The sequence below is a fragment of the Pedobacter sp. MC2016-14 genome (genome assembly GCF_020991475.1).
GTDB lineage: Bacteria > Bacteroidota > Bacteroidia > Sphingobacteriales > Sphingobacteriaceae > Pedobacter.
Genome location: NZ_JAJMPA010000001.1, coordinates 2,300,772 through 2,327,690, shown reverse-complemented (window position 1 = coordinate 2,327,690; position 26,919 = coordinate 2,300,772). Strand labels below are relative to the sequence as shown.

At 40.0% G+C, this 26,919-nt stretch carries 28 protein-coding genes; 11 read left to right on the top strand and 17 right to left on the bottom strand.

Annotation, left to right across the window (positions count from 1 at the left end; all coding sequences use genetic code 11):
- Positions 1 to 67 precede the first annotated feature (67 nt).
- From LPB86_RS09740 to LPB86_RS09715, 6 genes are all read left to right on the top strand, one after another.
- Positions 68 to 2,029 (top strand): gliding motility-associated C-terminal domain-containing protein, encoded by a 1,962-nt coding sequence (locus tag LPB86_RS09740; RefSeq protein WP_230642941.1) that lies wholly within the window; start codon positions 68 to 70, stop codon positions 2,027 to 2,029.
- 39 nt (positions 2,030 to 2,068) lie between these two features.
- A complete protein-coding gene (locus LPB86_RS09735; RefSeq protein ID WP_230642939.1) occupies positions 2,069 to 2,272 on the top strand; it encodes a fructose-6-phosphate aldolase in 204 nt (67 codons plus the stop codon).
- Positions 2,273 to 2,274: 2 nt separating this feature from the next.
- Positions 2,275 to 2,967 carry a cell division ATP-binding protein FtsE gene (locus tag LPB86_RS09730; protein ID WP_230642936.1) on the top strand — a complete coding sequence of 231 codons (693 nt, stop codon included), beginning with the start codon at positions 2,275 to 2,277 and terminating at the stop codon, positions 2,965 to 2,967.
- Positions 2,968 to 3,133: 166 nt separating this feature from the next.
- A complete protein-coding gene (locus tag LPB86_RS09725) occupies positions 3,134 to 3,688 on the top strand; it encodes a nucleotide exchange factor GrpE (RefSeq protein ID WP_370632804.1) in 555 nt (184 codons plus the stop codon).
- 4 nt (positions 3,689 to 3,692) lie between these two features.
- The gene (dnaJ, locus tag LPB86_RS09720; RefSeq protein WP_230642931.1) at positions 3,693 to 4,865 is read left to right on the top strand and encodes a molecular chaperone DnaJ; all 1,173 of its coding nucleotides are present in this window, start codon (positions 3,693 to 3,695) and stop codon (positions 4,863 to 4,865) included.
- 99 nt (positions 4,866 to 4,964) lie between these two features.
- The gene (locus LPB86_RS09715; RefSeq protein WP_230642929.1) at positions 4,965 to 5,873 is read left to right on the top strand and encodes an exopolyphosphatase; all 909 of its coding nucleotides are present in this window, start codon (positions 4,965 to 4,967) and stop codon (positions 5,871 to 5,873) included.
- Between the two features lie 3 nt (positions 5,874 to 5,876).
- On the opposite strand, the gene LPB86_RS09710 is transcribed toward LPB86_RS09715, so the two are convergent.
- From LPB86_RS09710 to LPB86_RS09635, 16 genes are all read right to left on the bottom strand, one after another.
- Positions 5,877 to 6,446, bottom strand: a complete 570-nt coding sequence (locus tag LPB86_RS09710) for a Maf family nucleotide pyrophosphatase (RefSeq protein WP_230642926.1) — start codon at positions 6,444 to 6,446, stop codon at positions 5,877 to 5,879.
- 59 nt (positions 6,447 to 6,505) lie between these two features.
- Positions 6,506 to 6,928, bottom strand: a complete 423-nt coding sequence (locus LPB86_RS09705) for a Spy/CpxP family protein refolding chaperone (protein WP_230642923.1) — start codon at positions 6,926 to 6,928, stop codon at positions 6,506 to 6,508.
- Between the two features lie 62 nt (positions 6,929 to 6,990).
- Positions 6,991 to 7,518 (bottom strand): HAD family hydrolase, encoded by a 528-nt coding sequence (locus LPB86_RS09700; RefSeq protein WP_230642920.1) that lies wholly within the window; start codon positions 7,516 to 7,518, stop codon positions 6,991 to 6,993.
- Between the two features lie 3 nt (positions 7,519 to 7,521).
- Entirely contained in the window at positions 7,522 to 7,764 is a 243-nt protein-coding gene (gene iscX / locus LPB86_RS09695; protein WP_230642916.1) for a Fe-S cluster assembly protein IscX, read from the bottom strand.
- Between the two features lie 42 nt (positions 7,765 to 7,806).
- Positions 7,807 to 8,139, bottom strand: a complete 333-nt coding sequence (locus tag LPB86_RS09690; RefSeq protein ID WP_230642913.1) for a 2Fe-2S iron-sulfur cluster-binding protein — start codon at positions 8,137 to 8,139, stop codon at positions 7,807 to 7,809.
- 39 nt (positions 8,140 to 8,178) lie between these two features.
- Positions 8,179 to 8,943, bottom strand: a complete 765-nt coding sequence (locus tag LPB86_RS09685; protein WP_230642910.1) for a Rossmann-like and DUF2520 domain-containing protein — start codon at positions 8,941 to 8,943, stop codon at positions 8,179 to 8,181.
- Complete coding sequence (ccsA, locus tag LPB86_RS09680) at positions 8,944 to 11,409, bottom strand: cytochrome c biogenesis protein CcsA (protein WP_230642907.1); 2,466 nt, start codon at positions 11,407 to 11,409, stop codon at positions 8,944 to 8,946.
- A gap of 5 nt (positions 11,410 to 11,414) precedes the next feature.
- A complete protein-coding gene (locus LPB86_RS09675) occupies positions 11,415 to 11,867 on the bottom strand; it encodes a cytochrome c maturation protein CcmE (RefSeq protein WP_230642904.1) in 453 nt (150 codons plus the stop codon).
- 225 nt (positions 11,868 to 12,092) lie between these two features.
- Positions 12,093 to 13,514: a Glu/Leu/Phe/Val dehydrogenase gene (locus tag LPB86_RS09670; RefSeq protein WP_230642901.1), complete on the bottom strand. Its 1,422-nt coding sequence runs from the start codon at positions 13,512 to 13,514 to the stop codon at positions 12,093 to 12,095.
- Positions 13,515 to 13,662: 148 nt separating this feature from the next.
- On the bottom strand, positions 13,663 to 13,881 hold the full coding sequence (locus LPB86_RS09665; RefSeq protein ID WP_230642899.1) for a CcmD family protein: 219 nt from the start codon (positions 13,879 to 13,881) through the stop codon (positions 13,663 to 13,665).
- A gap of 5 nt (positions 13,882 to 13,886) precedes the next feature.
- Positions 13,887 to 14,552 carry a cytochrome c biogenesis protein CcsA gene (gene ccsA, locus LPB86_RS09660; protein WP_230642897.1) on the bottom strand — a complete coding sequence of 222 codons (666 nt, stop codon included), beginning with the start codon at positions 14,550 to 14,552 and terminating at the stop codon, positions 13,887 to 13,889.
- Between the two features lie 12 nt (positions 14,553 to 14,564).
- Positions 14,565 to 15,224 (bottom strand): heme exporter protein CcmB, encoded by a 660-nt coding sequence (locus tag LPB86_RS09655; RefSeq protein WP_230644326.1) that lies wholly within the window; start codon positions 15,222 to 15,224, stop codon positions 14,565 to 14,567.
- Positions 15,225 to 15,233: 9 nt separating this feature from the next.
- Positions 15,234 to 15,650 (bottom strand): hypothetical protein, encoded by a 417-nt coding sequence (locus LPB86_RS09650; RefSeq protein ID WP_230642895.1) that lies wholly within the window; start codon positions 15,648 to 15,650, stop codon positions 15,234 to 15,236.
- Between the two features lie 6 nt (positions 15,651 to 15,656).
- Positions 15,657 to 15,992 carry a gliding motility protein GldC gene (gene gldC, locus LPB86_RS09645; protein ID WP_230642893.1) on the bottom strand — a complete coding sequence of 112 codons (336 nt, stop codon included), beginning with the start codon at positions 15,990 to 15,992 and terminating at the stop codon, positions 15,657 to 15,659.
- A 42-nt stretch (positions 15,993 to 16,034) separates the two neighbouring features.
- Positions 16,035 to 16,250, bottom strand: coding sequence for a hypothetical protein (locus tag LPB86_RS09640; RefSeq protein ID WP_230642891.1), 216 nt, complete (start codon positions 16,248 to 16,250; stop codon positions 16,035 to 16,037).
- 65 nt (positions 16,251 to 16,315) lie between these two features.
- Positions 16,316 to 17,653 carry a DEAD/DEAH box helicase gene (locus LPB86_RS09635; protein ID WP_230642889.1) on the bottom strand — a complete coding sequence of 446 codons (1,338 nt, stop codon included), beginning with the start codon at positions 17,651 to 17,653 and terminating at the stop codon, positions 16,316 to 16,318.
- A 69-nt stretch (positions 17,654 to 17,722) separates the two neighbouring features.
- Between LPB86_RS09635 and LPB86_RS09630 the strand changes: the two genes are divergently transcribed.
- Both LPB86_RS09630 and LPB86_RS09625 read left to right on the top strand, forming a co-directional pair.
- Positions 17,723 to 19,057, top strand: coding sequence for a dihydroorotase (locus LPB86_RS09630; RefSeq protein WP_230642886.1), 1,335 nt, complete (start codon positions 17,723 to 17,725; stop codon positions 19,055 to 19,057).
- A 5-nt stretch (positions 19,058 to 19,062) separates the two neighbouring features.
- The gene (locus tag LPB86_RS09625) at positions 19,063 to 20,157 is read left to right on the top strand and encodes a DUF3810 domain-containing protein (RefSeq protein ID WP_230642884.1); all 1,095 of its coding nucleotides are present in this window, start codon (positions 19,063 to 19,065) and stop codon (positions 20,155 to 20,157) included.
- Here LPB86_RS09625 and LPB86_RS09620 read toward each other — a convergent pair.
- On the bottom strand, positions 20,149 to 21,165 hold the full coding sequence (locus LPB86_RS09620; RefSeq protein ID WP_230642881.1) for a YafY family protein: 1,017 nt from the start codon (positions 21,163 to 21,165) through the stop codon (positions 20,149 to 20,151). The genes LPB86_RS09625 and LPB86_RS09620 overlap by 9 nt on opposite strands.
- A gap of 98 nt (positions 21,166 to 21,263) precedes the next feature.
- Between LPB86_RS09620 and LPB86_RS09615 the strand changes: the two genes are divergently transcribed.
- From LPB86_RS09615 to hscA, 3 genes are all read left to right on the top strand, one after another.
- Positions 21,264 to 22,718: an RtcB family protein gene (locus LPB86_RS09615; protein ID WP_230642878.1), complete on the top strand. Its 1,455-nt coding sequence runs from the start codon at positions 21,264 to 21,266 to the stop codon at positions 22,716 to 22,718.
- A gap of 105 nt (positions 22,719 to 22,823) precedes the next feature.
- The gene (locus LPB86_RS09610) at positions 22,824 to 24,404 is read left to right on the top strand and encodes a TROVE domain-containing protein (protein ID WP_230642875.1); all 1,581 of its coding nucleotides are present in this window, start codon (positions 22,824 to 22,826) and stop codon (positions 24,402 to 24,404) included.
- Between the two features lie 629 nt (positions 24,405 to 25,033).
- Positions 25,034 to 26,890: a Fe-S protein assembly chaperone HscA gene (gene hscA / locus LPB86_RS09605; RefSeq protein ID WP_230642872.1), complete on the top strand. Its 1,857-nt coding sequence runs from the start codon at positions 25,034 to 25,036 to the stop codon at positions 26,888 to 26,890.
- The last annotated feature ends 29 nt before the right edge of the window (positions 26,891 to 26,919 follow it).

Sequence of the window (26,919 nt, the reverse complement as noted above, 5' to 3'; positions counted from 1 at the left end):
AAATTTAACAACACCTCTCTCTAAATAAATGACGCCAATTCCTATCTTGCCATCTTAAACTACTGATTTGAAATTTTTTAGTGCAATTGTTTTTCTTTTTTCCCTTTTAGCGCCTTTTTCTGCTGCAAAAAGTCAAGCGATTACCTGTCATGGAGCATTTGGGGACGTATTAGCAGGCACCACCTTTAACAGCGGACCCGGTGCATATGGTCCTGAACTTAATGCCGAAAATACCGGAAACTATAATTATGTAATGGGTGCACCAAATGATGGTGCATATACACTGGTAAAAACAACTGCTGGGATGAGGTATGTAACCAGTAATGCCTGGCATCTTGCGAGAAACCATACACCCAATGATCCAAATGGTTATATGATGGTCATCAATGCCGATATCAATCCAGGTATATTTTATCAGGAGATCGTTTCCGGTCTATGCCCTGGAACCACTTATCAGTTCTCGGCTTGGGTAATTAATTTGTTAATTAGTCCTACCGGTAGAAAGCCTAACCTTACATTTAGCATTTTAAATGCAGACACGGATGAATTACTCGCTGAACTTACTACTGGTGACATCCCCGTTTCTACTACCGAAGACTGGCAGCAAAAGAAAATGGATCCTTTTGTTGTGCCTTCTACAGGCAGTTCAAATCTACTGCTTCGCATCAGAAATAACGGTGTAGGCGGTAGTGGCAATGATTTGGCTCTAGATGACATTGCTTTCCAGGCCTGTGGTCCAAGCATAACGACCAAAATAGACAATTCACCTTTAAGCAGTTTAGACATTTGCGTTGGTGATAACAGAACATTTACCCTTTCTGCTGATGTAGAATCCTTTGTATACAGCCATGCGCAATACCAATGGCAGCGCCTTGAAGATGAAGTATGGCAGAATTTGCCTGGCGAAACTAATCTCAGTACTATCGTCCCTGCACAACCCAATGCCGGTGCATCACAATATAGATTACTTGCTGCAGAAAACGGAAATATTGATGCAGTAAAGTGTCGATCTGCCTCTCCGGTAATTACCATTACCACCTACCCCTATCCAAGTCCCACAGCAAGCAATAATGGTGCTGTATGTGTAGGTGGAACAATTATGCTGGATGTAGATGAAACGGGCACAGATTACACATATGCATGGACTGGACCAAATGGTTTTACATCTTCCGAAAAAAGGCCCACTATCCCCAATGCTACCCCAGCAAATGCCGGGCTTTACAGCGTTACAGTAACAAATAAAGCCCTTTGTGCCACACCAGTTGGTACCACAGTTACTGTATTACCTCTTGTAAATGCTTCTGTCGGAAATCCTTCTATGACCAAATGCGAAAGTGATGGCGCAGTACAATTGGAAGCCTCTGGCGGAACGTTTTATACCTGGTCGCCCGCTGAAGGGCTTTCTGCTACCAATATCCCCAATCCTTTGGCTAATCCTAAAATCACAACAAGATATACCGTAAAAGTAAGTAATGGAGGCTGTGAAGAATCGAAAACAGTTGATGTAGTGGTGAAAAAAAATGCGACCGCAAATGCGGGAGCAGACAGAAAAATATTTGAAGGTGAAAGCACTATTTTAAATGGATTTGCAGGTACTAATATGGATGGTTTTTCATTTTATTGGACACCAACTGATGGATTAGATGATCCAAATAAGTTGAATCCTGTTGCGACACCTATCCAGGACATCACCTATACTTTGCATGTTAACTCTGATTATGGATGTATCCCGGCTACCGACGATGTTTTTATCAGGGTATTTCAAAAAGTTACCGTACCTAATACCTTCAGTCCTAATGGAGATGGGGTAAATGATCTTTGGAATATCAAAGCATTAAATAGCTATCCTGAAGCCACTTTGAAAGTAATGAACCGTGAAGGGCAAACCGTATTTTCAGGTACCGGTACAGGCAATCCCTGGAACGGAAAATATAATGGGCAGGACTTACCTGTAGGTGCTTATTACTACACCATTACGCTTAATCCAGAACTAAAAAAACTGAGTGGCTGGGTAATGATTGTACGTTGATTCTGATTTTATCAGCAGGAAATACTATTTTTGAACCAAATGTATGTGATTAAAGTAAAAGGCATTGCCAAGATTCCCGACTATGTACAGTTGCGTGATGACAAATTTACCCTATTGGCTTATTTCAGGGTAGACCGGCCGGATAAATCTTTAGACAAACTTGGATTGGCTGAAAAGCTACCCTACATAATGGAATTTATAAAGGATTTGCCTTTTGGACAAATTGCTAAATTAGATATTTAAACATGACAGGAAATACAGCAAACGCAGTTATAAAATTAAGAAATGTTGATGTTTTTCAACAAAAACATCTTGTATTGTCTAATGTGAACCTGAGTATTGACAAAGGCGAATTTGTTTTTTTAATTGGACAAACAGGTTCTGGAAAAAGTAGCTTACTGAAAATTATTTATGGCGACCTGCACATTGGAAATGGTGATGGGGAAATTGCTGGCTTTGACCTTAAAAAGCTAAGTGATAAGGAAGTGCCTTACCTGCGTAGAAAACTGGGCATCGTATTTCAGGACTTTCAATTGTTAACCGATCGTACGGTAGAGCAGAACCTGGAATTTGTACTTAAGGCAACAGGATGGAAAGATAAAGCACTGATCCAGGAACGTGTTAAAGATGTGCTGGAAAAAGTGGGTTTACGCTCTAAAATTAAAAAGATGCCCCATGAGATGTCTGGCGGGGAGCAGCAAAGGGTAGTGATTGCTCGTGCTTTATTAAATAACCCGGAGATCATACTTGCCGACGAACCTACCGGAAACCTTGACCCGGAAACCTCAGAAGAGATTGTAATGCTCTTGAAACAAATTAGCCTGAGCGGAACAGCAGTGCTGTTGGTTACGCACGATTACCACATCATCCGCACACTTCCATCCCGCATTATAAAATGCGAAAATGGCGCCGTACATGAAGATGCAACCATAGTATAAAATTCTGACAAAATTATTCGATATCAGTCATTCTGTACAGTTTAGTTCATTTTAAACTGACAGCATGACTGATATTTTTTGTTGGCAAAACATTTGACATTGCTAAAAAAATTCTACTACAACAATGTTTGGCAAGAAGAAAAAAAACGATAACGAAAATCCTGATATGGAAAATAATAGCACAGAGCAAGAAGTGAGCGAGCAGGCTGCTGAAAATACAGTAAACAATGAGGCTACAGCAGAAAATACTGCTGAATCACAGCCGGAACTTAGCCTTGAAGAAAAGCAAAAAGAAGAAATTGCAGCTTTAAACGATAAGTACCTGCGTTTGTTTGCCGAGTTTGACAACTATAAACGCCGTACTCAAAAAGAACGCGTTGAGCTTTTACAAACTGCAGGTAAAGATGTGATCGTTTCATTATTGGGTGTACTGGATGATTTTGACCGTGCATTGAAAGCAACAGAAAACGCTGCTGATGTAGCTGCTGTACGTGAAGGTGTGGTATTGATACACCATAAATTAAAAAATCTGCTGAGTCAAAAAGGATTAAAGGAGATGGAAAGTATCAATACTGTTTTTGATACAGATTTACATGAAGCCATCACTAAAATTCCTGCTCCATCAGAAGAGCACAAAGGAAAAGTAATAGATGAATTAGAAAAAGGTTACACTTTGAATGATAAAGTGATTCGCTTTGCTAAAGTGGTAGTGGGTAGTTAAGATTATGAGTAAAAGAGATTATTACGATGTACTGGGTGTAAGTAAAAGTTCTTCTGCTGAAGAAATTAAAAAAGCTTACCGCAAGCTTGCCATTAAATACCACCCTGATAAAAATCCGGATGATAAATCTGCAGAAGATAAATTTAAGGAAGCAGCGGAAGCTTATGAAATTCTAAGCAATCCAGAGAAAAAGCAACGCTATGACCATTATGGTCATGCAGGCGTAGGCGGTGCTTCTGGTGGTGGAGGCGGCTATGGCGGCGGCGGCATGAACATGGAAGACATCTTCAGTCAGTTTGGAGATATTTTCGGTGGCGGCGGAGGCGGTGGCTTCGAGAGCTTCTTCGGCGGTGGCGGTCAGCAATCGAGAGGTGGCAGACGCGTAGCCAAAGGAACCAACTTAAGGATTAAGGTTAAACTTACCCTGGAAGAAATTGCTAACGGTGCAGAGAAAAAAATCAAAGTAAATAAACAAATAGTTTGTAAAACCTGTGATGGCAGCGGTGCTAAAGACCGTTCGTCTATAAGCACTTGTAAAACCTGCGGTGGCAGTGGTGCAGTGCGCAGGGTTACCAATACTATATTGGGACAAATGCAAACCAGCTCTACCTGCCCTACTTGTAATGGTTCTGGCAGCCAGATTACTTCAAAATGTACTTCTTGTCATGGTGAAGGAACACAACGTGGCGAAGAAACCATCACCATTAACATCCCTGCAGGTGTTAGCGAAGGAATGCAGTTGAGCATGAGTGGTAAAGGTAATGCGGGTCCTAATGGTGGAATTCCGGGTGACCTGATTATCTTGATTGAAGAAACCCCACATGAAAGCCTGAAACGCGAAGGCAATAATGTAGTGTATGACTTACATGTAAGTATTGTGGATGCTGCATTAGGTTATAGCGCCGAAGTGCCTACAATTGATGGCAAAGCCAAGATAAAGATAGAGCCAGGTACACAAAGCGGGAAATTGCTTCGCCTAAAAGGCAAAGGAATCCCAGAGGTGAATTCTTACCACCGTGGTGATGAGATTATCCATGTAAACATCTGGACACCTAAAGCATTGAGCAGTGAGGAAAGAGACATCCTTGAAAAATTAAGAGACTCTCCTAACTTTAAGCCTCAACCTGGTAAAAACGACAAAAGTTTCTTCGAAAAGATGAAGGAATATTTTGAGTAAGGATGTTTGAATAAAGATTATTTAGATTAAAGAGCAAAGATGAAGAAAGCTACCGTAATTGGTAGCTTTTTTAATAGCTTACAAAATTAAATTAAAACAATGAGAGCAGCCGTAATTGACATGGGTACCAATACATTTCACCTGATCATTGCTGATCTTTCGGCAACAGGCTTTGAGGTAATCTATAAAACCAATGTACCAGTAAAGCTTGGAGAAGGACGTTTGAATGATAATGTGATCATTCCGGCTGCATTTGAAAGGGCTATAAATACCTTAAAAGATTTTAGCCAAACCATTACAGACCATCAGGTAGCACTGGTAAAAGCTACCGCAACATCTGCCGTTAGAAATGCAACGAACAAGCAGAGATTTATTGAAGCGGCAAGAAACCAGGCTGGTATCGAAATAGAAGTGATTAGCGGTGATGACGAAGCTGCCTTTATATATCATGGTGTACAGGCCACAGGGGTATTGTCTACAACTTCTTTAATCATGGATATTGGTGGCGGAAGCACCGAATTTATCATTTGTACACCAGAAGAAGTGTTATGGAAAAAAAGCTATGACCTTGGTGCTGCACGTTTACTGCAAGCCTATTTTAAGTCTGATCCAATTAGTGCAGACGATCAGGCCAATATTAACAACAGGCTGGAAAGCGAACTTAAGGATTTAAAGGAGGCATGTACACAGTACGCACCGGATACTTTGATTGGCTCGGCAGGGGCTTTTGAAACTTTTGCGGGGCTCTTAAATAAACAACTTGATTTGCAAAACATTCCCTATGCAATCATTGACCTCGTAGCCTATCGGGACCTGGCAGCAAAACTTCTGCTTTCCAGTCATGAAGAAAGGGCCAATATAGAAGGGCTGATTCCGCTAAGAGTAGATTTGATTGTAATAGCCGCGATGATCACCAACTATATCATTTATACAATAGGGATCAAATCAATGTACTTGTCTGCTTACGATTTAAAAATGGGTGTACTGCATACACTTCGCGAGTCTTAAGATTTAGATTGCAGCAAGCGCCTGGTACAGTTTTTCTGTAGGTAAACCCATTACATTGGTATAAGAACCCTCAATTTTCTCTACAGCAACCAAACCTATCCAATCCTGCACACCATACGCACCTGCTTTATCCATTGGATTGTAATTTGCTACATAGTATTGAATCTGCTCTTGTGTAAGCGGTCTGAAGAAAACTTCAGTTACATCATAAAAAGAAAGAATCTGATCTTTATAGGTTAAACTTACGCCCGTAAATACCTGGTGATTGGCCCCCGAAAGCTTGGTGAGCATCTTTACAGCATCCTGTTCATCTACAGGTTTACCTAATATTTCATCTTTATAAGCAACGATGGTATCTGCGGTAATGACAATGCTGGCATTGTCATTTTCCATAAATGCCTTTGCTTTTTTCTCTGAGATATGTACCGCAATTTGAGCAGGGCTTAAACCTTCAGGATAACTTTCATCTACCTCTTTTAAAACAACTTTAAAATCCAGGTCCATTAGTTTTAACAACTCTTGCCGACGAGGCGATTTGGAAGCGAGAATGATAGGAAGGTTTTGCTTATACATAGGGCAAAAATAACAAAAGCGACCATAGGCCGCTCTTATTATTTATATATTTTTGTGGTTTAGTTGGCTGGTGCCGGAGGTGGAGGAGTTCCTTGTCCGCCAGGGCCACCCGGTCCGCCTCTTCTACCCATATTGGCTTTTCTCTCCTCTTTAAAGGCGATGTAGTCTTTTTTCTGAGTATCCGTTAACAAAGCTTCGATTTTTGAATCGCTATCCGCAGAAAGCTTCATCATCGATTCACGCATTGCTTCACGATTGTCTTTGTTGTCTTCACGCAATTTAACCATTTTTGCATTCTGATCGGTGTAAATAGCAAGCACCTTAGTTTTTTGATCTTCCGTAAGAGCTAATTTCTTGGTTAACTGTTCTGTGTTTCTTTGTGCTCTTTCTTCCGGAGTCGGCATTTTGCGGTCACCTCCCTGTGCTTGCGCAAATGTTATTACACTGAATAACAATCCGCAGATCATGAATAATCTTTTCATATTTTTTGTTCTTGTTTTACCTATAGAACTAAAAAGACAAAGAAGGTTTAATGTAATTCTTTTTATTTTCCAGAGTCGACCGCCAAAGGGTTTGGATCGTACCATTTTCCCTGTACTTTAAGCACCTTTTCAATCACATCCCGCACGGCAGTTTTGCCCCCTTCAAAAGGAGAAATGTATTCTGCAACTGCCCTGATTTCTGGTACTGCATCTGCAGGACATACTGGTAACCCAACAAGCTGCATTACTTTAAGATCTGGCATATCATCACCCATATACAACACAGCTGTATGATCTATTTGATGCCGGGAAACAAAATCATGGTAAACTGCAACTTTATCACCTACACCTAAAAAAATATCAGTGATTCCCAAACGCTCGAAACGCTGCTGCATGGCCTGTCCCTGGCCTCCCGATATAATACAGATTTGATAACCCTTTTTAATGGCTAGTTGCATGGCATAGCCGTCCTTTATGTTAAAAGTACGTAGTAATTCACCACTTTCAGCAGCAAGAACATCACCGGTTGTTAAAACGCCATCTACGTCAAAGACAAACGCGGTGATCTTCTTTATTTTCTGCAAAAACATCTTTTAATCCTGGTTATCTCTCCATTCATACACCCAGGCCGATTGGATTTGCTCCAAATGCCCTTCTGTACTTTGTTCTCTGGTGCCTTTAAAGTTAGGTAGGGTTAATACCCATTCCAGTAATTCTGTAAAACGGATTCTATAGATTTTAGACTCATTAAAATCATCACCAAACTTTTCATATAACTCTTGAGCTATATCTTCGTGGTCGTTCCAATATATTGGCAAAGCAAACTTATCTTGCATGTCTTTTATGTTAAATTGTATGGAGGTAAAAATAGAAAATTATTAGTGACCCAGAAATTCTGACTGGTCTGGTATCGTTACTTCGATGTCTCCACTGATGACCACACACTGGCAACCCAACCTGGAAGTAATTCTTGGACGTACCGCCCTGTCAATAAAATCTTCTTCTTTATCTGAGATCTCCTGGATGTTATCCATGCCTTTGTTTACGTAGACGTGGCAAGTACTGCAACCACATACCCCACCGCAGTTATGCTGCAGCTCAATTCCATTATCAAGACAAATGTCAAGAACAGATTCCCCGCCTGCAATTGGCAGTTCTACTGGTTCTTTTCCCTTCTCTTCAAAATTTATCTTTAGTTTAAAAATACTCATAATTGTGTTCAAAAATAAGAAGCATAAACCGCAATTCTGTTATGAATGCGTTTTTTTAATGCTATCACTTAAAATAGTATAGATTTCTGTCAGTTTTGGCTCCTCCTTTAAAAAAGCAAGATGCCTTTCCATCGTTGCAAAATCAGCACGAACGGCAGGGCCTGTTTGCAGCTCGGCTGGTAGTTTATCCCCTTGCACTTTAGCTGCAGTCTCCAGAATTAAAGGTTTCAGCAAATCAAAATTTAGCTGATGGCTTTCCAAAATCTGCTGGCTCAAATAAAAGAGGTGATTGGTAAAGTTATTGGCAAATACCGCCGCAACATGCAGTACTTTTCGTTTTTCACTGTTAATGATATTTACAGACGTTGTAAGTTGAGCTGCCAGATCTCTAAGTACAGTCAGGATAGTTTCATCCTTAGCCTCTAAACATAAGGGTACAGTACTAAAATTAAGCACCTTACTTTTAGAAAAGGTTTGCAAAGGATAAAGTACACCGTAATTTGTAAGTGAAGACAATAGGTCTATGGATACTGCACCAGAAGTATGCACAACCAGTCCCTTGACATGCTTAAGTTCATGGACTACATCTGCAATCGCATCATCCTTAACGGCAATTACATAAAGGTCTGCATTGGGATCTATAAGTTCGGTACGATTGATGGCTAAAGCATTAAGCTGGTTTGCCAACACAGAAGCATGTTCCATACTTCTGCTCCAAACCTGTATCACCTCATGCCCGGCGGCTTTAAAAGCAAGTGCCATATGGCTTGCTACATTACCAGAACCAATGCTAACGATTTTCATTTAGGCAGCTTTGATTTCCTTTTTCCTTCTTACTATAGAAATTATAAAACCGATTACCATTACAATTGTACCCACCCAATACAGGTTGATGAAAGGGAATTCAATGGCTTTAAAAACCACCCAGTCTTTTGCTTGCTGAGGCTTTTCAAACACTTGTAATTCTGCTCGTTGCTCTTCCGGAAGAACCTTAGTGAACCTGAACCTTAAGCCCAGGTCATCAATAGTTCTGGCAAAGTCAAACGTATTTTGTCCCTTCACTAAAAATATAGGCTCAGTATTATAAATTTTACCATTAAGGTCAATTTCAAGAGGTAAGCCTACCGCAACATCATTTGGAGATAAAACGAGGTCTTTGGCTGCCGGCTTGGTATTCAATGCCTTTACAGTAATAATTCCACTGCTGGTGTGCAGGGTATCACCCATTTTCACGTTTACAATTCTTGGTGTTTTATAGTTTTCTTCATCATTATGACCTTCGTGGTCTTCATGAGATTCTTGCTTATCAGGAGCACTGGTAATGTGGGTATAAATATCTGTAGTAATGTAATGTTTTGTATCTGGAGAGGCAATTAGGCCCATCTTCTCATTTACCTGAACATGCGGGTTCAGATCAAAGCTTTCTTTGATGGTTCCTTTATCATCTATCACCTTAAAATTAAGTGTGTAATACGTATTCGGGGCAACCGTGGTATCCCTAACATAAGTTACCGTATACCGCCCCATTTTTTTAGGTTCGTTGCGATACAATACCATATTTTCTCCCGGTTTTTCTACCTTTTCAAAATCCTTTACAGGGATAAAATTGGTGCTGTTAATGGATATCGGCTTACTGGTTGCAGCAGCTACCATGGCACCAATCAGCAAAAATGCGAAACCAATATGCGCTACTGCAGCACCTACCAGCTTTGATTTACCACCAAAACCCTGGGCCAACAAACGCGCATTGGACAATATGGCGAATACAGAACTGAAACTCAGCAAAATATACATCAGATTGGTGTAAACACCAGTTATCCATACAAAAACACCCGTTAAAACAACAGAAAACACCAGGCAAGCAATCAGTGAACTATAAAATTTACGTGGGTCTGTACGTTTATACCTTAAAAACTGAGAAAATCCGGAGATAATAGTTACCAAAATAGCAAATGGAGCCTGCCATTGGTTATAGTACTTTATAGCGTCTATAGGTGGGGCAAAATTGGTTCCGAAAGCTTTGTTAAATACCGGAACAGAGGTGGTAAAAATAACCTGAATACAGGCTACGGTAACCACCAGCGCACCAATAAAAAGCCAGAATTCCCTGGAATAGGTTTCTTCATCTTTATTGGTAATTGGCAATTCTTTCCATCTTAACACCAACAACACCACAGGTAGGACCAAAAACACAACATTGTATAAGATGAGGTGACCAAACATACCCAGGTCCGTGAACGAGTGTACAGATGTTTCGCCTAATATCCCACTACGGGTTAAAAATGAAGCGTACAGCACCAACAGGAAGCTCAATAAAACCAAAGCGATGGCCGTAAAAAAAGCGTGACCTGTATTTTTAAAGGCAATCATTACATGCACACCACCAATAAGCATCAACCATGGAATTAACGATGCATTTTCAACAGGATCCCATGCCCAAAAGCCGCCAAAGTTTAAAGCCTCGTAAGCCCAGAAAGAGCCCATGATGATCCCAGTACCTAAAATCATTACGGCAAATAGCGCCCATGGTAAAGCAGGCTTAACCCACTCTTTATATTTTCGTTGCCAAAGTCCGGCAATGGCATAAGCAAAAGGAACTACCATGCTTGCAAATCCAAGAAACAAGGTTGGAGGGTGAATCACCATCCAATAGTTTTGCAACAATGGATTTAAGCCTCTTCCATCTGTGATAAAATTAAGGTAATTTTTTAAATTTTCCGGGTTTGCAAAAACCACAGGGGCCATATCTTTTAAAACAACAGCTTCTCTAAGCAGAATAAATGGAGAACTACCGATGCGCTCCCCAAATAACTGAACCCCCAATAACATAGAGGTTAAAAAAACCTGCGATAAGGAAACAACAGTCATTACACCGTTTTCCCATGATTTAGCTTTCCAGATTAACAGTGCGCCAAGTAAACTTTGCCAAAAAGCCCAAAGCCAAAAGCTTCCTTCCTGTCCTTCCCAAAATGCCGAGACGATATAATATACCGGTAATGCTTTTGAAGAGTGGAAATAAACGTAGTAATATTCGTTATAATGATTTAAAATCAGATAAAACAAGGTTGACCCTATACCGATAACACTTGCCCAGTTGACAAAAAAAGCAATACGACCTATACGTGTCCAGGAATGATCAGAAAGGTCTTTATTTTTTACGGCAAAAAAATAGGAAAGTGTAGCAAGCAAAGACGCCGCAAAGGAAAGCACGATGAAAAACTGGCCTATTTTACCGGGAAGGAGGGTCTCTCCTGCAAATTGAATATCCATTAAAATTAGTTGTATTGTTTAACTTTTCCGTCCTGCTTCACTTTAGTACCATCCTCTTTTTCAACGGTACCATCCTGCTTCACTTCCACAAGATTATCATTGTATTTTGAAGGACATTTCATCAATATTTTAGAAGCATAGAAAACACCAGCATCCATTTTACCAATCAGTACAAGTTTCTCTGAGCGTTCAAAATCTTGTGGCTTAGTACCGTTGTAAATCACTTTACCCACCTGTCCATCCTGATCTTTCATATAAAAAGAAAAGTGATTGGCATCTTTTAAGGCATCGTAGTACATCCCTTTGGACTTTTCCCAGTAGCCCATTACATGGAATTCTCTTGAATCTTTTGCAGCTTCTTTAAAGGTGGAGTAATTACTGGTATCAGCGTTTAAGCTTACCAAAAAGCAAACACAAATCGCAATTGTTATCAAACCGATAATCGCACTCTTCTTCATAAATACCTATATTAAAAACAGAGCACAAAGATAAAAAATATACGCAGCCAAAATCTTTTGCCTCCAGATGTTTCTATTAGATGACATTTGATTGATACTCCGTTGACATAACATCAACATTTGAAAACTATCGCTATAGCTTTGTTACTAAAAACAAAAAACCGCACCAGTTATCCCGGTACGGTTTATCGTTTATTTCTTAATGCCGCGCGGACAGTAGAAAATTTATGGCCAAATACCCAGGTTCATGTAAGAAACCGCAATTTTGTCAATTGAGCCTACAAAGGCTGCTGTTCTTAAAGTTTGAATACCAGGTTTAGACAATAAAGTTTCCCTGATTTCATGGTAAGAATGACTCATGGTATCTTCAAGACCAGAATTTACCAATTCTAATTCTGAAGCGCCCTTAATTAACATAGTGCGATGCTCTGCTGGTATACTTTGACCAGTAAGACCTTCAAGTGTATTAATTAAGTTGGTATTTGAATTTTCAGCATAACGGCTTTCCATACGGCCAAAAGCCACATGAGAAAGGTTTTTTAACCATTCAAAATAAGAAACTGTAACACCCCCGGCATTACAATACATATCCGGAATAATGATCCCGCCCATCTCTGTAAAAATAGCTTCTGCACCCGGAGTAGTTGGTCCGTTGGCACCTTCAGCAATAATTTTAGCCTTAATGTTCCTGATGTTATCTTCGGTAAGTACATTTTCTAAAGCTGCAGGCACCAAAATATCACAAGGTTGTTCTAAACCTTCTTCAGAATTTTTAAATTCTGTAGCACCCGGAAAGCCAAGGATAGAACCTGTTAATTTACGGTGTGTAAATACTTCATCAATATTTAAACCATTGGCATTGTAAATGGCGCCTTCAAACTCGCAAAGACCAACAATGGTTGCGCCAAATTCTGCCAGGAATTTAGCGGAGTGGTAACCCACGTTACCTAAACCCTGAACAATAACCTTTTTATCACCTAAACCAGCTTTTAAGCCAATTTTAGCCATATCTTCGGCAACACTTACACATTCACGCACAGCATAAGCAACACCACGTCCTGTTGCTTCCTTACGTCCGCGGATACCATGCAAAGCAATAGGTTTTCCGGTTACACAACCTAAAGCATCCAGTTGCCCGGGGTTCATGGTCATATACGTATCTGCAATCCAGCTCATTTCACGCTCTCCAGATCCATAATCAGGAGCAGGAACGTCAATACCAGGACCAATAAAATTCTTTTTGATTAATTCAGTCGTATAACGGCGGGTAATGGTTTCCAGCTCCGCCACTGTATAATTTTTAGGGTTAATTTTGATACCACCTTTAGCGCCACCAAAAGGAACATTAACGATGGCACATTTGTAGGTCATTAAAGCCGCAAGGGCCATTACCTCATCTTCGTTAACCATTTCGCTATAACGAATCCCACCTTTGGTTGGACTCATATGGTGAGAGTGTTCAACACGCCATGCATCAATCACTTCAAAACCGTTTCCTCGGCGGATGGGGAACTGAAAGCGGTAAACACTGTTACACGCTTTAATTTGATTTAATAGACCCTCAGGATGTGAGGTAAATCGGGCTGCACTGTCAAAATTTTCACAAACATCTGAAAAGAAATTTGTCTCGTTTGCTGTACTAATCATTGGTCTTTTTTTATGAATTTGAACTCAGTTCTTAATTATGATGCAAAATTGCACTAAAAAAAGCGATTTATACAAATCGCCAAAAGCTTAGTGTAGCCCTCACACCCTTAGTTACCAATAACAAAAACCACGTTTAAACGTTTTAAATTTAGTTTTTATCGGCAGATTTTTTTTCAACTTTTTTTAATCTGCTGTCTACAGAAAACATAAAAAAGATTAAACCCAATAAAATTACAGCCACACAAACCACAACTACGTAGATTTTTCCTGATGCATACAAACTATCAGTAATGGCAGAATTTTCATTCTGAGCAAACAACTGGCCGGTAACCAGCAGCATTAAAAAGGTTATTATAAATTTCTTCATGATCATTAAGCAATATTTTTTTCGTTAGTTTCCAGAACGCGTACCCTAAACAATAAAGTGTACATCCAATAGCCAATTAATATCCACCCAATACAAGCAGGATAAAAAATCATTCGCATTCTGCTATCCAGGTCATAAGAATTAAAACCAGGATTACCTCCATTGCCGGGATGCAACGAATCAGACAAACGTGGCAGCACAAACAAAAGCACCACCATCATAGGAAAGGCAAATATGTTGTATATAGCAGAAATCTTTGCCCGTTTTTGATCTTCATCAATGGCATTTCTCAATATCATGTAGGCAAAATAAAGCAGCAATGCTATGGCAGCAAAATTTTGTTTTACATCAAAGCTCCAGGCCTGGCCCCAGGTAAACCTTGCCCAAATGGCGCCGGTAATAATGCCCAGAATACCAAAAATGATACCCGCATTTACACTTTCTACTGCTTTAAGGTCGCTTTTTGCATCTCCGTTACTCAAAAATTTAATACTTTGAACTACAGAAATACTAAACAGCACAATCATACTAAACCACATAGGAACGTGGAAATACAGATTTCTGATACTTTCATGAAGAATGGGTAGTTCGGGGGTTTTAGCCAAAAAGCCAGCAATTGTGGAGTACATCACCAAAACAGCACCTAAAATTTTCCACCAGGATTTATACATTATTAATAGATTTTAGTCTCGCCAAAGGTAGGGAAATAACAATATAGAAAAAGCCATGACAAGCACATTGATGATGAGCAGTGTAAAAATTTCATCCAAACTCACACTCCGGTCAAGCCCGTCACAAGCATTTTTTGTTAACTTAATTAAAACGGTAATTACCGGGATAATGACAGGAAAACTAAGAATGGCCATCAGCATTCCACCATTTCCAGCTTTCGATGCTATTGCGGAAATCATGGTGAAAATGGTAGAAAAACTCATGCTCCCCAATAAAGTAGCGATGAGGTAGAGGCCAAGATCTTCTGGTGTGTAGCCAAATACCAAAGTGTAAAATGCCAATGCTACTACAGTAACCAATAGCATTAAAAACATGTTGTAAATGGTTTTGGAAATAATAAGTGCCAGTGGACTGGCTATCGTGTATACATAAAGCTGTCTCCCTTTACTTTCCTGGAGGAAACTCTTAGAGACTGTATTAATGGAGGCAAAAAGCATAATGATCCAGAACAAAGCATTCCAGGTTACCCCTTTTAACGACACAAAGGATAAAAAACAAACAAATACTGTTGAAACCACATATAGCAGCACACCATTTAAAGCGTATTTTGACCGCCATTCTAACAGAATCTCCTTTTTTATCAGATGTTTTACTTCCAGGACAAGCTGCATCACAGAGAATTAGGTAAGTGGACGATTAGGATCAAGCGGAAAAGCCTTTTTTTCCTTTCTTACGGTAAGCATTAGTAATGCACCAGCAAGGATCACAAACCATCCCCATTTAAATTTCACCATACCAGATGCCAGGTTAATGAGCTTTTTAAAGTGTAAAAAGCCAAATGCACCATGAGTTTTAAACCAAACCGCAAGTAAGGTAAGTATCACAAAAACTACTACTGCCCAGCCTGAAAAACGCATTAATCCGGTTTTATTTGCCAATGCGCCAAGTAAGGCCAGCACCACAAATACATAAAAAATGCTTCCCAGATAAGGATCTATCCCAAAGTAATTCCAGTTTCCCATAATTGGAACATGAACCAGGGGACATAAACCACCTGCAGCCATTACAATGGCCCCTACAACGCCTTGTGCTTTCATTTTTATTTATTTACGGGGGTCTATTCCCATTTTATCTGCAAAATGTGCGCAATAATCACGCAAATCCTCAATAATTAAGGTTTCACCTGTAGCCTTTAAAAAACTATCGCCCATAGTTTGCAAGGTTTCATAAAAAAAACGCTTCATTTCATCAACCGGCATATCTTTGGTCCACAAATCTATGCGCATAGAATTTTTGTAGTTATGGTCCCACAATGCCAGCATCATAGATTTTACCGGAACCTTATCCTGTGTTTCTGCATCGGTAGACTCCCAAAGCAAATTTTCAGGCACATTGTTATCATCAAGTTCAACTGTAATTTTTATTTCTGCTGTTTTCATTTTAATCTTATGGTATTTTTTAATCTTTTAATGTCTTTTCCTCTAGGTTGTAGTGCTTCTTAAAATTAGCATCAGCACTAGTGTAAATACTATAAGCAGTCCCTCTACTACCCAAAGTTTGCGCAGCAAAGGTATAAACTTCCTAAAAACCAAATCTGCAATAAAAGCAATAATTGCAGTAGTGAAATAGAAAATTGACTGTAAGCTGTTGATGTTGATATGTGCGGGAGCGGTAGATGGCGTTTTAAAAAACAACATTATCCCGGTAACCAAACATATAGAACTCACTAAATTTAAGGGTGTCAGTTTCACGGATAAACGCTTTATTTTTTAAACTTCTTATCCTTTTTCCACGGTGTTGGGTTGTTAGCCTTTTTCTTGGCTTTAGCTGCTGCTGCCGCTGCAATGGCGGCGGCATGTTTCTTTTCATGAAATGCACCTTGAAAATTAGGATCATCCTTACGCTTTTGATCATCAATAGCACGTGCAATAGCCTGCTTTTCCTCATACGGTGTTTCTTCTACAAAAACTTCCGCAGGCAAGGATAAAACAGGAACTGTTTGACGGATCAGTTTCTCTATTTTCCTGATGTAATATTTTTCAGCTTCCGTGTAAAAAGTCAGGGCATCACCTTTAGCATAGGCACGTCCCGTCCTTCCAATCCGGTGTACATAGTCTTCAATAATAATAGGTACATCAAAATTGATTACATGACTTACCTCACTCACATCAATTCCTCTTGAGGCTACATCTGTAGCCACCAATACACGCACATTGCCTTCTTTAAAAGCATTGATGGAATTGATTCTGGTATTCTGGCCCTTATTGGCATGAATTACCCTTACCGCCTCTTCTCCAAAACGACGAACAATGAACCTGTAAATATTATCGGCAACGGTTTTGGTTTTACAGAAAATAATGAGCCTTTTGTAAGCCTCATCGTCTTTTAGCAAATGCTGCAGCAGGTTTACCTTAGTTTTAAAATTAGGCACTTCGTAAAAAACCTGAGTAACTGTCGAAGCTGGCGTAGCCTGCTCTCCTACCTCTATAATGGTTGGGTTTTTAAGGAAATCGCCTGCTATCTTTTTAACCAGGTCACTCATTGTTGCGGAGAACAACAAATTCTGCCTTTTACGAGGCACAATCTCCAGGATACGGTGAATAGAGCCAATAAACCCCATATCCATCATTTTATCTGCTTCGTCCAGCACCAAAAACTTCAGGTATTGCGTATTGATATGCCCTGCTAAATAAATATCCAGGAACCTCCCTGGTGTGGCAATAATAATATCAACACCGGCCTTAATTTGTTCAATCTGAGTTTTAGGACCAATTCCTCCAAACACCACTACTGAACGCAAATCGGTATAAACCGAAAACATTTTTACATGTTCGGCAATTTGCATGGCCAGTTCACGTGTAGGGGCCAGAATTAGCGCCCGAGCAGCATCTCCCTGCGCATATTTTAGCTGCATTAATATAGGTAACACGTAGGCAGCCGTTTTACCTGTACCCGTTTCTGCTATACCAAAAATATCCTGCCCGGATAACACAGGGGCAATTGCCTTTTCCTGTATAGGCGTAGCTGTACTAAAGCCGGCATCCGCAACGGCATTTAGGATCTGCCTGTTTAAATTAAATTCTTCAAAGCTTTTAGCCATACCGGCAAAGGTAGCGAATCTTTATCTTTGTACTTGCTCCTTATGTGCTAAAAACATAGCTTTGGGGTTATGAACAGTATCCTCATCAAGGCCGCAACACTTGTAAATGAAGGCCGGATTTTTATAGCCGATGTATTTATTAAAGATGGCTTTATTGAAAAAATAGCACCTAACATAGATATTAAGGCAGATCAGGAAATTAATGCCGAAGGTTTACACCTGCTGCCTGGGATGATAGATGACCAGGTACATTTCAGAGAACCCGGACTAACGCATAAAGCAGATATATTTTCTGAAAGCATGGCCGCAGTTGCTGGTGGTATTACTTCTTACATGGAAATGCCCAATACTGTTCCTAATACATTAACACAAGATTTGCTGGCAGATAAGTATGCTATAGCCGCAGAAATGTCTCTTGCAAACTATTCTTTTTTTATGGGTGCCTCCAACAACAACCTGGAGCAGGTTTTAAAAACAGACCCAAAAAATGTATGTGGAATAAAGGTTTTTATGGGATCATCTACCGGAAATATGCTGGTAGACAATGAAGTTGTACTCGAAAATATTTTTAAGGAGGCTCCAATCTTAGTTGCAACTCATTGCGAAGACGAGCAAACGATACAGCATAACCTGGCTGTATTTAAGGAAAAATATGGAGAGGATCTCACGATAGATATGCACCCGTTAATTCGTAGTGCCGAAGCTTGTTATAAATCATCTTCTTTGGCGGTAGAACTGGCAAAAAGATACCAGACAAGACTGCACATCCTGCACATTTCTACAGCAAAGGAGATACTATTATTTGACAATGTTACACCGCTAAAAGATAAAAGGATTACTGCAGAGGCTTGTGTACATCATTTATGGTTTGACGACCGTGATTATGCGACAAAAGGAAACTGGATTAAATGGAATCCGGCAGTTAAAACAGAAGCAGATAAGAATGCGATATTAAAAGGTGTGCTGGACAATTATATTGATGTGATTGCAACCGATCATGCTCCGCACACCATTGAAGAAAAAGAGCAATCTTACAGTAAGGCGCCTTCTGGCGGCCCTCTGGTACAACATGCTTTGTCTGCCTTGCTGGAAATGTATCATCAGGGAAAAATTACCTTAGAGAAGATTGTAGAGAAGGCTTCGCACAATGTTGCCACTTGCTTTCAGATTGAAAAAAGAGGATTCATTAGAGAAGGCTATTGGGCGGATCTTGTTTTAGTAGACCTGAATGATCCCGTAAAAGTTATTAAACCTAACATATTGTACAAATGCGGCTGGTCGCCTTTTGAAGATCAAACCTTTCAATCCTCCATCATCTACACCCTGGTTTCCGGAAATGTGGCTTACAATAAGGGTAAGTTTACCACAAATGAAACGGGTAAAAGATTGGCTTTTGACAGGTAAAACAGATGAATTCTAAAATACGCCAACTGGCTATTACAGCATTTTTGGCACTCCTGCTGTATTTGGTTGGCTTAAGCCCTGCCTTAGTAGAAAAACTATATGTGTATGGCTCCTATCCAATCACTTCTGCTATTCAGCGGTTTTTGAGTTCATTTTTCCCATTTTCGCTGGGGGATTTCCTGTACATCATCCTGGTAGGCTATGCGTTATATTCCGTAATCAATGGGGTAAAAAAGCTAAGTAAGACAAAAAAGTATTTTGGCGGCAGCTCTAATAAGCCGTTATTAATCCAACCCATCAACTTTTTATTAATCCTTTACGTCACTTTTAAACTATTATGGGGATTAAATTATGTCCGTTTACCTATTGCTGAGCAGTTGGGCATTAGCAACGAAAAGTACACTACTGCGCAACTGGTTGCTCTGGGAGATTACATGACTGATCGGATTAATAAGATTCAGGCAGAGCGAAATCCGGATACTTTAATTCAGCATATCTATAGTATAACGGAACTTGAAACTAAAGCAGCGGCATCTTATAAGCAACTAGCAGCTAAAAACAGCTTTTTCAAATACAATAATCCATCACTGAAACCTGTTTTAAACAGCTGGCTGGTCACAAAAATTGGATTAGAGGGATATTACAATCCTTTATCGGGAGAAGCAAACGCAAACATGATGCTCAATGCGGCCAACCTTCCTTTTGTAGCTTGTCATGAAATTTCCCATCAACTGGGTATTGCCAGGGAAGACGAAGCCAATCTGATTGGATACCTGGTTGCCACTGCAAGTTCTGATCTGGATTTCAAGTACTCTGGCAACTATTGTGTGCTTAAAAACGTACTTTTTGAAATTGGCGTAAAATCTCCGGCCGATTATGTACGACTGCGCAAAAAAATCAACGCAGCTACGCTTAAAGATTTTAAAGCAGACAAGGAGTTTTGGCGTAAATACAACAGCAACATGTTTGGATATATGGAAACTACGCTAGATCAATTTTTAAAACTGAACAACCAGCAGAAAGGTGTAGAGAGCTATCAGGATATTGTACTGTGGCTGTATAATATTCATAAAAAAGCGTTAAAACTACCCTCACGTTGATTCATACTTTGCTACGGCATCAGTTAATTGTTTTTTCAGTTGCTTAACCAGAATCCTTGGGCCTAGTACTCTAATTTTTGAACCAAAGCCTAATAGTTCACGCTCCAGTTCGAAATTAAGAATCACTTGAATACTAAATATCTTTCCATCAGCTTCATTTGCCAATAACTTTTGAGTATGGTGCAAAGGTTTGGTGATGATATATGGCGCATTTGCCTCGTCAATCCAAAATATAACTTCGCAATCGCGCTGTCCCGGTGTTTTTGTAACGCCTATCACATCGTTATAATAAGAGGCAAGGTCTATCGTCTTATTTTCCCGATAAGGTTCCTCCTCTTCTTTTATAGTTTGGATTCTATCCAAGGCCAAATTCATGATATTAGAATTTCTCTTATGCTGCATACCAAGCACAAACCAACGGTTACGATATTCTTTGAGCAAATAGCCACTAAAACAAAAAGTACTGGCTTCTCTGGCTTTAAAGGATTGATAAGTGATACAAATAGCTTTCCTAACCACTATAGCTTTTCGAATTACCTCTATCCATTCCAGCCCCTTAAGATTCTCATTTTTCTCAAAATCAATTACAGGCGGACTAAGTGTTTTTTGAGAATAGATTTTATCTTCTAACTTGCTCACCATTTCATTTAAATCGGTAAAATGGTTAAATCCTTTAAATTGCTTCAACAAGTCTGATACTTCCGTAAGCACCTGCATGTCTTGCTGGTTCAGCGGACTATTGGTGATGCTATAATCTTTATCGCTATATGTATAGTACTTTTTATCTACAACCACTATAGGCGCTTCATAGCCTAGCTTATTGCTGCGCATCATTTCAATATCAGCCTGTATTGTACGTTTGCTTACACCTGTATCTATCCCCTGGTATTCATAAATTGCATCACTGCAGGCTTCTATCAGGTCGTCCAACGTCCATTTCTTAAAACAATTTTGGAGACATTTATCAATGGTACGATAACGGATAAGCGCATTGCGATTTATAGGCATTTCAGATTATTTTTGCTGAATTTATAAATTATTTTTCACTACGCAAATAGACTGCGTACTTGATATATTCCTTTGTACCATTAAATAAAATAATGGTCATGGAAAAAGAGAAGATCAGCAACAGCGAGTTAAATGCACTAGGAATAAACGACATCGATATATTGGTGAGCTTTAGTCGTGTGGCAAACGGTTTATTAAAACATGGCGTGATGGATAAACGAGAAATATTAGCGAATCTTGAAGCAGTGATTGAAGACCCAATGCCTTATACATTAAAGAAAGGTGGAAAGTTTAAAAATATAGCCGAAAGCATTATCGAAATGCGCAAAGAGGGTCGATTTATTAAACAAGAGCGCAGCAACTTTAAATTGAAAGAAGAGCTAGCTGAATTCCCGGTTTGGGGATTGGAGCATATAGAAGTAGGCGCTTTAGCACAAATGAGAACAGCGGTTCAATTGCCTATTTCAGTAGCCGGTGCACTTATGCCCGATGCACATCAAGGTTATGGGTTGCCAATCGGCGGCGTACTGGCAACTACTGCAAATACAATTATTCCCTTTGCTGTGGGTGTAGACATTGCCTGCAGAATGTGCCTTAGCATTTTTGATTTACCTGCGGAAGCTGTAGATACGGAAAAGGATAAACTTAAAAATATTCTTTTAGACAGTACCTATTTCGGCATAGGTTGCACAACTAAATCTTATTTTGATAGCTCGCTATTTGACCGTAAAACATGGAACGAAACTAAATTGATACGCTCATTAAAGGATAAAGCTTATTCGCAATTGGGAACAAGTGGAACTGGAAACCATTTTGTAGAATGGGGCGAATTAACCATAGCAGATGGTGCCCTAGATGGCATCCCGGCAGGAAAATACTTAGCACTATTGTCACACTCCGGATCCCGCGGTTTTGGTGGAACAGTTGCAGATCACTATTCTAAAATTGCAATGACAAAAACTAAGTTACCAAATGAGGCTAAACATCTGGCTTGGTTAGACCTGGATAAAGACGAAGGTCAGGAATACTGGATTGCGATGAATTTAGCTGGTGAGTATGCAAGTGCCAATCATCATGAGATTCACAACAAAATTGCACGTGCATTAAATCATACGCCATTAATGAGGATAGAAAATCACCATAATTTTGCATGGAAAGAAAATCTCGCTGATGGTACCGAGGTTATGGTACACCGTAAAGGAGCCACTCCCGCTGGTGAAGGTGTGATGGGTATCATTCCAGGCTCAATGAGCACTCCAGGCTTTGTGGTACGTGGCAAAGGTAATATTGCAAGTATTAATTCTGCAAGTCACGGTGCTGGTCGTTTAATGAGCCGAAGCGCTGCTTTTAAACAGTTGGATAAGGCGGTCATTGCAGCAAATCTTATAGACAAACGAATTACGCTGATGGGTAGTGATATGGATGAAGCACCAATGGCCTATAAAGACATCCATGCGGTTATGGCTGCGCAACAAGATTTAGTTGAAGTGCTGGCAATGTTTGAGCCGAGGATTGTGAGAATGGCAGACCCAAGAGAAAAGCCAGAGGATTAATACTCAACATCAATAAAGAATAATTTAAAATAATTTTTGCTGCGCAGATACACTGCGCAGCATCTATCAATCTTTGTTTCAACAGATAAAGAAAAGGAGGATATAATGAAATTCAACATATTAAGGAGGGTTAAAAATCAGGTACTAAACTATGAAGGGGCAAAATCGTTTACACTTACGCCAGAAATGGAACTTTATACAGCTGTTGTTACCTGGGGTCTGAATGACTCTTTTTATGAGAAAAACGAGGCTCGTTTAGCCCGTCTTCAAAAATTGATTTCGGACTGTGATCCCATATTTGTTGGCAAACTAGCCGTTTACACCCGTACCAAAATGTATATGCGCTCAGTACCCATGGTTTTAACTACAGAATTGGCTAAGCGGCATGCTGGGGACAATTTGGTCGCTAAGGTAACAGAGGGCGTAGTTAACCGGGCAGATGAGATTACGGAGCTTCTTGCATGTTATGAATTATTAAATGAACGTTCTGGAACTAAAAGATTGAATCGTTTATCGAAGCAATTGCAAAAGGGCTTGTCGGCAGCATTCAACAGCTTCGATGAATATCAATTTGCGAAATATAACCGGGATGGTACAATCAAGCTACGTGATGCTTTATTTTTGGTTCACCCAAAAGCCAAAGATGATGCGCAACAAATGCTGTTCAATAAAATTGTAAACGGAACTTTGCAAACTCCTTATACCTGGGAGACCGAATTGTCTGCATTAGGGCAGCTGAATTATGATAGCAACGAAGCGAAAGCAGCAGCATTTTGCAAAAAATGGGAAGAATTAATTGACAGTGGCAAATTAGGTTACATGGCTTTATTGCGTAATCTTCGCAATATACAAGAGGCCGGAATAAGTTATCCGCATTTCCAAAAAGTATGCTCAAGACTTTCCGATTCAGAACAGGTTGCTAAAGCTAAGCAGTTTCCATTCCGCTATTTGGCGGCTTACCGGGAACTAATCACTACCGGTACCTACTTGCCAATAAAAGGCTTACCTAAAAAATTAAGTGCACTGCTATTGGGACATAATGGTTATACCGGAGAATTACTTGACACTTTGGAAAAAGCTGTGCAGGCAAGTGCTGCCAACATAAAAGGTTTTGATCATGAAACAAGAGTGTTACTCGCTTGCGATGTATCGGGCTCCATGCAAACCCCTGTTTCGGCGAAATCCAAAGTGTTGCTGTACGATGTGGGCTTGATGTTGGCCATGCTGCTACAAAGTCGTTGTAAAAATGTAGAAGTAGGGATGTTTGGAGATACATGGAAAACTATAAGCCTGCCACGCAATACTATACTTGGCAATATCCAAGAGTTTTATCGTCGTGAGGGAGAAGTAGGATATGCCACTAATGGTTACCTTGTGATCAAGGATATACTATCCCGTAAGATGAAAATGGATAAAGTTATGTTATTTACTGACTGCCAGCTCTACAATACATCGCCTACAACTGGAGAACACATACATGCTTTATGGTTACGTTATAAAGCCGAAGTGGCACAAGAAGCCAAGCTCTATTTATTCGACCTTAAGGGATACGCACAGGTACCACTACAGGTATTGAAAAATGATGTTTACCTGATTGCGGGTTGGAGTGATAAAGTTTTCGAGGTATTGGCTGCTTTAGAAAATGGAGGTTCAACCTTAGATGCGATCAATAAAATGGAACTATAAAAATATGTATGAGAACCCAATAAGTTCATATATTTAAAAGAATTAAAATAATAAGAATGCCGTAGAAACGGGTTACTTCGCGCCATTGAAGGGAGTTGGGCATTGTAGTGCAAGCTATGATGAGGGTTCGAGTCCCTATAGCGTACTCCCGTCCCGCGTTCACTTGTTGCTTCTTATTTAAAAAAGGTGCCGTAAATATGTGATACATCGTGTCGCCGGTTCGAGCCCGGCCTCTGGAGATTCCATTGTAGCTGAGCTGGTAGAGCAGTAAACACGCATATTGACTTTTTGCCCATAAAACATAAGAAGATGCCGTAAGCAAGCGTTACTTCAACCTGTAAAGTGAAATTGCACGCTTGCTGGATCGTAGCTCTTCTTTTTAAAATAATGAAAGATGCCGTGGGTATGTGATACTTCGCTGGTGAAACCGTGAAAACGGGCAGGTTCGAATCCTGAAAGCCACATGCCGGATATTGCTCTTTCATTTATATTTATAAACAAGCTTCTCTTAAAAAACGTTCACACAAATGGAGTTATCTGAAAATTTGAAACATAAAAGTTAGGCAGCTAAAAAACATGACGACGCCAAAACAATAAAACCCTAAAACATTCCTAAATTTGCCTGCATTATGGCAAAGATCTCCATTAACCTGGCAACAGGTTCTTTACAGAAAGAAGAAATCATTGTAGGAATTGATTTGGGCACCACAAATAGCCTGGTGGCATTTATCAATCCTGATAAAAATCCAGTGGTCATTAACGATACAGGAAAAGGACTTTTGGTTCCTTCGGTAGTGCACTTTAATGCCCAGGGTGATGCATTGGTAGGAAATGAGGCTAAAGAATTTTTAACCACAGATCCTGCAAACACCATTTTCTCTGTAAAAAGATTATTGGGCCGCTCTTATAAAGATGTAGCCGAACACCAGGACACTTTCTCTTACAAAATAATAGACGACGATACCGAATCGCTGGTTAAAATACAGGCCGGAGATAAATTCTATACCCCTATCGAATTGTCGGCCGAAATTTTAAAAGAACTCAAAGCCAGAGCAGAACATGCACTAAAAACACCTGTTAACCGGGCTGTAATTACCGTGCCCGCTTATTTTAACGACAGTCAGCGCCAGGCCACCAGAGATGCAGGCCGGTTAGCAGGATTGGATGTATTAAGAATAGTAAACGAGCCTACCGCAGCGAGTTTGGCTTACGGAATAGGCTTAGACCCCACAGAACAAAAAACTATAGCGGTTTACGACTTAGGTGGCGGAACCTTTGATATTTCCATCCTGGCTATACAGAACGGTATATTTGAAGTACTGGCCACAAACGGAAATACTTTTCTTGGTGGTGATGATTTTGACCGCGCCATTGTGCATTACTGGATTGAGAAAAACAACCTGAATGCAGCAACGCTTAAAGCCAATGCTTCGCTTACACAAAGCCTACGTTTAAAGGCTGAAGAAGCTAAAAAAGCCTTAAGCACACAAAACCTCTTCAATGAGAAATTGCGCGAAATATGGTGTACGTTAGACAAACAAACCTTTGAACAACTCATTAAAGCTAAAGTTGACGAAACTTTACATTCTTGTAAACAAGCTTTAGCGGATGCAAAATTAACCATCAAAGACATTGATGAAGTAGTATTGGTTGGAGGTTCAACCAGAACACCATTTGTTAAGCAACAGGTCGCAGAGTTCTTTGGCAGGCAACCCCATGATCAGATTAACCCTGATGAAGTTGTTGCATTGGGTGCAGCCATCCAAGCAGATATCCTGGCAGGAAACCGATCAGATATCCTGCTACTTGATGTTACGCCTTTGAGTTTGGGTATTGAAACTATGGGCGGACTGATGGATGTAATCATCCCTAGAAATGCAAAAGTACCTACCAAAGCAGGCAGACAATATACCACCTCTATTGATGGTCAGGTAAACATGAAAATAGCTGTTTTTCAGGGAGAGCGGGATCTGGTAAAAGAGAACAGGAAGCTTGCTGAATTTGATTTAAAAGGCATCCCTGCAATGCCGGCAGGACTTCCTAAGGTTGACATCAACTTTATCCTAAATGCCGATGGAATTTTAACGGTTCAAGCCATAGAATTACGCTCAGGTGTAAAACAAGAAATTGACATTACCCCATCTTATGGTTTAACAGACGATACCGTTGAAAAAATGCTGATTGACAGCATTACGCATGCCAAGAGCGATGTAGAGCAACGTATGCTGATAGAAGCCCGAAGTGAAGGTGAGCAACTGGTCTATACCGCAGAAAGGTTCCTTTCTAAAAACGGACAGGTATTAACAGCAGTAGAAACAGAAGATACCATTACGCATATTGAAGCATTGAAAGCAGCCCTGGCTACTGGTGATAAAGATAGTATCCTTAAAAAAGCTGATGAACTGAATGAGTTTACCCGTCCTTTTGCAGAGCGACTGATGGACATGGCCGTATCACAAGCCATGAAGGGAAAAAGCATAGAATAATTCGCACTTTTACATAAATAAAATACAAA

Coding starts and splice junctions, on each gene's coding strand:
- LPB86_RS09735 (WP_230642939.1), top strand. CDS start 2,069: ATGTATGTGATTAAAGTAAAAGGCATTGCCAAGATTCCCGACTATGTA.
- LPB86_RS09730 (WP_230642936.1), top strand. CDS start 2,275: ATGACAGGAAATACAGCAAACGCAGTTATAAAATTAAGAAATGTTGAT.
- LPB86_RS09725 (WP_370632804.1), top strand. CDS start 3,134: ATGGAAAATAATAGCACAGAGCAAGAAGTGAGCGAGCAGGCTGCTGAA.
- dnaJ (WP_230642931.1), top strand. CDS start 3,693: ATGAGTAAAAGAGATTATTACGATGTACTGGGTGTAAGTAAAAGTTCT.
- LPB86_RS09715 (WP_230642929.1), top strand. CDS start 4,965: ATGAGAGCAGCCGTAATTGACATGGGTACCAATACATTTCACCTGATC.
- LPB86_RS09710 (WP_230642926.1), bottom strand. CDS start 6,446: ATGTATAAGCAAAACCTTCCTATCATTCTCGCTTCCAAATCGCCTCGT.
- LPB86_RS09705 (WP_230642923.1), bottom strand. CDS start 6,928: ATGAAAAGATTATTCATGATCTGCGGATTGTTATTCAGTGTAATAACA.
- LPB86_RS09700 (WP_230642920.1), bottom strand. CDS start 7,518: ATGTTTTTGCAGAAAATAAAGAAGATCACCGCGTTTGTCTTTGACGTA.
- iscX (WP_230642916.1), bottom strand. CDS start 7,764: ATGCAAGATAAGTTTGCTTTGCCAATATATTGGAACGACCACGAAGAT.
- LPB86_RS09690 (WP_230642913.1), bottom strand. CDS start 8,139: ATGAGTATTTTTAAACTAAAGATAAATTTTGAAGAGAAGGGAAAAGAA.
- LPB86_RS09685 (WP_230642910.1), bottom strand. CDS start 8,943: ATGAAAATCGTTAGCATTGGTTCTGGTAATGTAGCAAGCCATATGGCA.
- ccsA (WP_230642907.1), bottom strand. CDS start 11,409: ATGGATATTCAATTTGCAGGAGAGACCCTCCTTCCCGGTAAAATAGGC.
- LPB86_RS09675 (WP_230642904.1), bottom strand. CDS start 11,867: ATGAAGAAGAGTGCGATTATCGGTTTGATAACAATTGCGATTTGTGTT.
- LPB86_RS09670 (WP_230642901.1), bottom strand. CDS start 13,514: ATGATTAGTACAGCAAACGAGACAAATTTCTTTTCAGATGTTTGTGAA.
- LPB86_RS09665 (WP_230642899.1), bottom strand. CDS start 13,881: ATGAAGAAATTTATAATAACCTTTTTAATGCTGCTGGTTACCGGCCAG.
- ccsA (WP_230642897.1), bottom strand. CDS start 14,552: ATGTATAAATCCTGGTGGAAAATTTTAGGTGCTGTTTTGGTGATGTAC.
- LPB86_RS09655 (WP_230644326.1), bottom strand. CDS start 15,224: ATGCAGCTTGTCCTGGAAGTAAAACATCTGATAAAAAAGGAGATTCTG.
- LPB86_RS09650 (WP_230642895.1), bottom strand. CDS start 15,650: ATGAAAGCACAAGGCGTTGTAGGGGCCATTGTAATGGCTGCAGGTGGT.
- gldC (WP_230642893.1), bottom strand. CDS start 15,992: ATGAAAACAGCAGAAATAAAAATTACAGTTGAACTTGATGATAACAAT.
- LPB86_RS09640 (WP_230642891.1), bottom strand. CDS start 16,250: ATGTTGTTTTTTAAAACGCCATCTACCGCTCCCGCACATATCAACATC.
- LPB86_RS09635 (WP_230642889.1), bottom strand. CDS start 17,653: ATGGCTAAAAGCTTTGAAGAATTTAATTTAAACAGGCAGATCCTAAAT.
- LPB86_RS09630 (WP_230642886.1), top strand. CDS start 17,723: ATGAACAGTATCCTCATCAAGGCCGCAACACTTGTAAATGAAGGCCGG.
- LPB86_RS09625 (WP_230642884.1), top strand. CDS start 19,063: ATGAATTCTAAAATACGCCAACTGGCTATTACAGCATTTTTGGCACTC.
- LPB86_RS09620 (WP_230642881.1), bottom strand. CDS start 21,165: ATGCCTATAAATCGCAATGCGCTTATCCGTTATCGTACCATTGATAAA.
- LPB86_RS09615 (WP_230642878.1), top strand. CDS start 21,264: ATGGAAAAAGAGAAGATCAGCAACAGCGAGTTAAATGCACTAGGAATA.
- LPB86_RS09610 (WP_230642875.1), top strand. CDS start 22,824: ATGAAATTCAACATATTAAGGAGGGTTAAAAATCAGGTACTAAACTAT.
- hscA (WP_230642872.1), top strand. CDS start 25,034: ATGGCAAAGATCTCCATTAACCTGGCAACAGGTTCTTTACAGAAAGAA.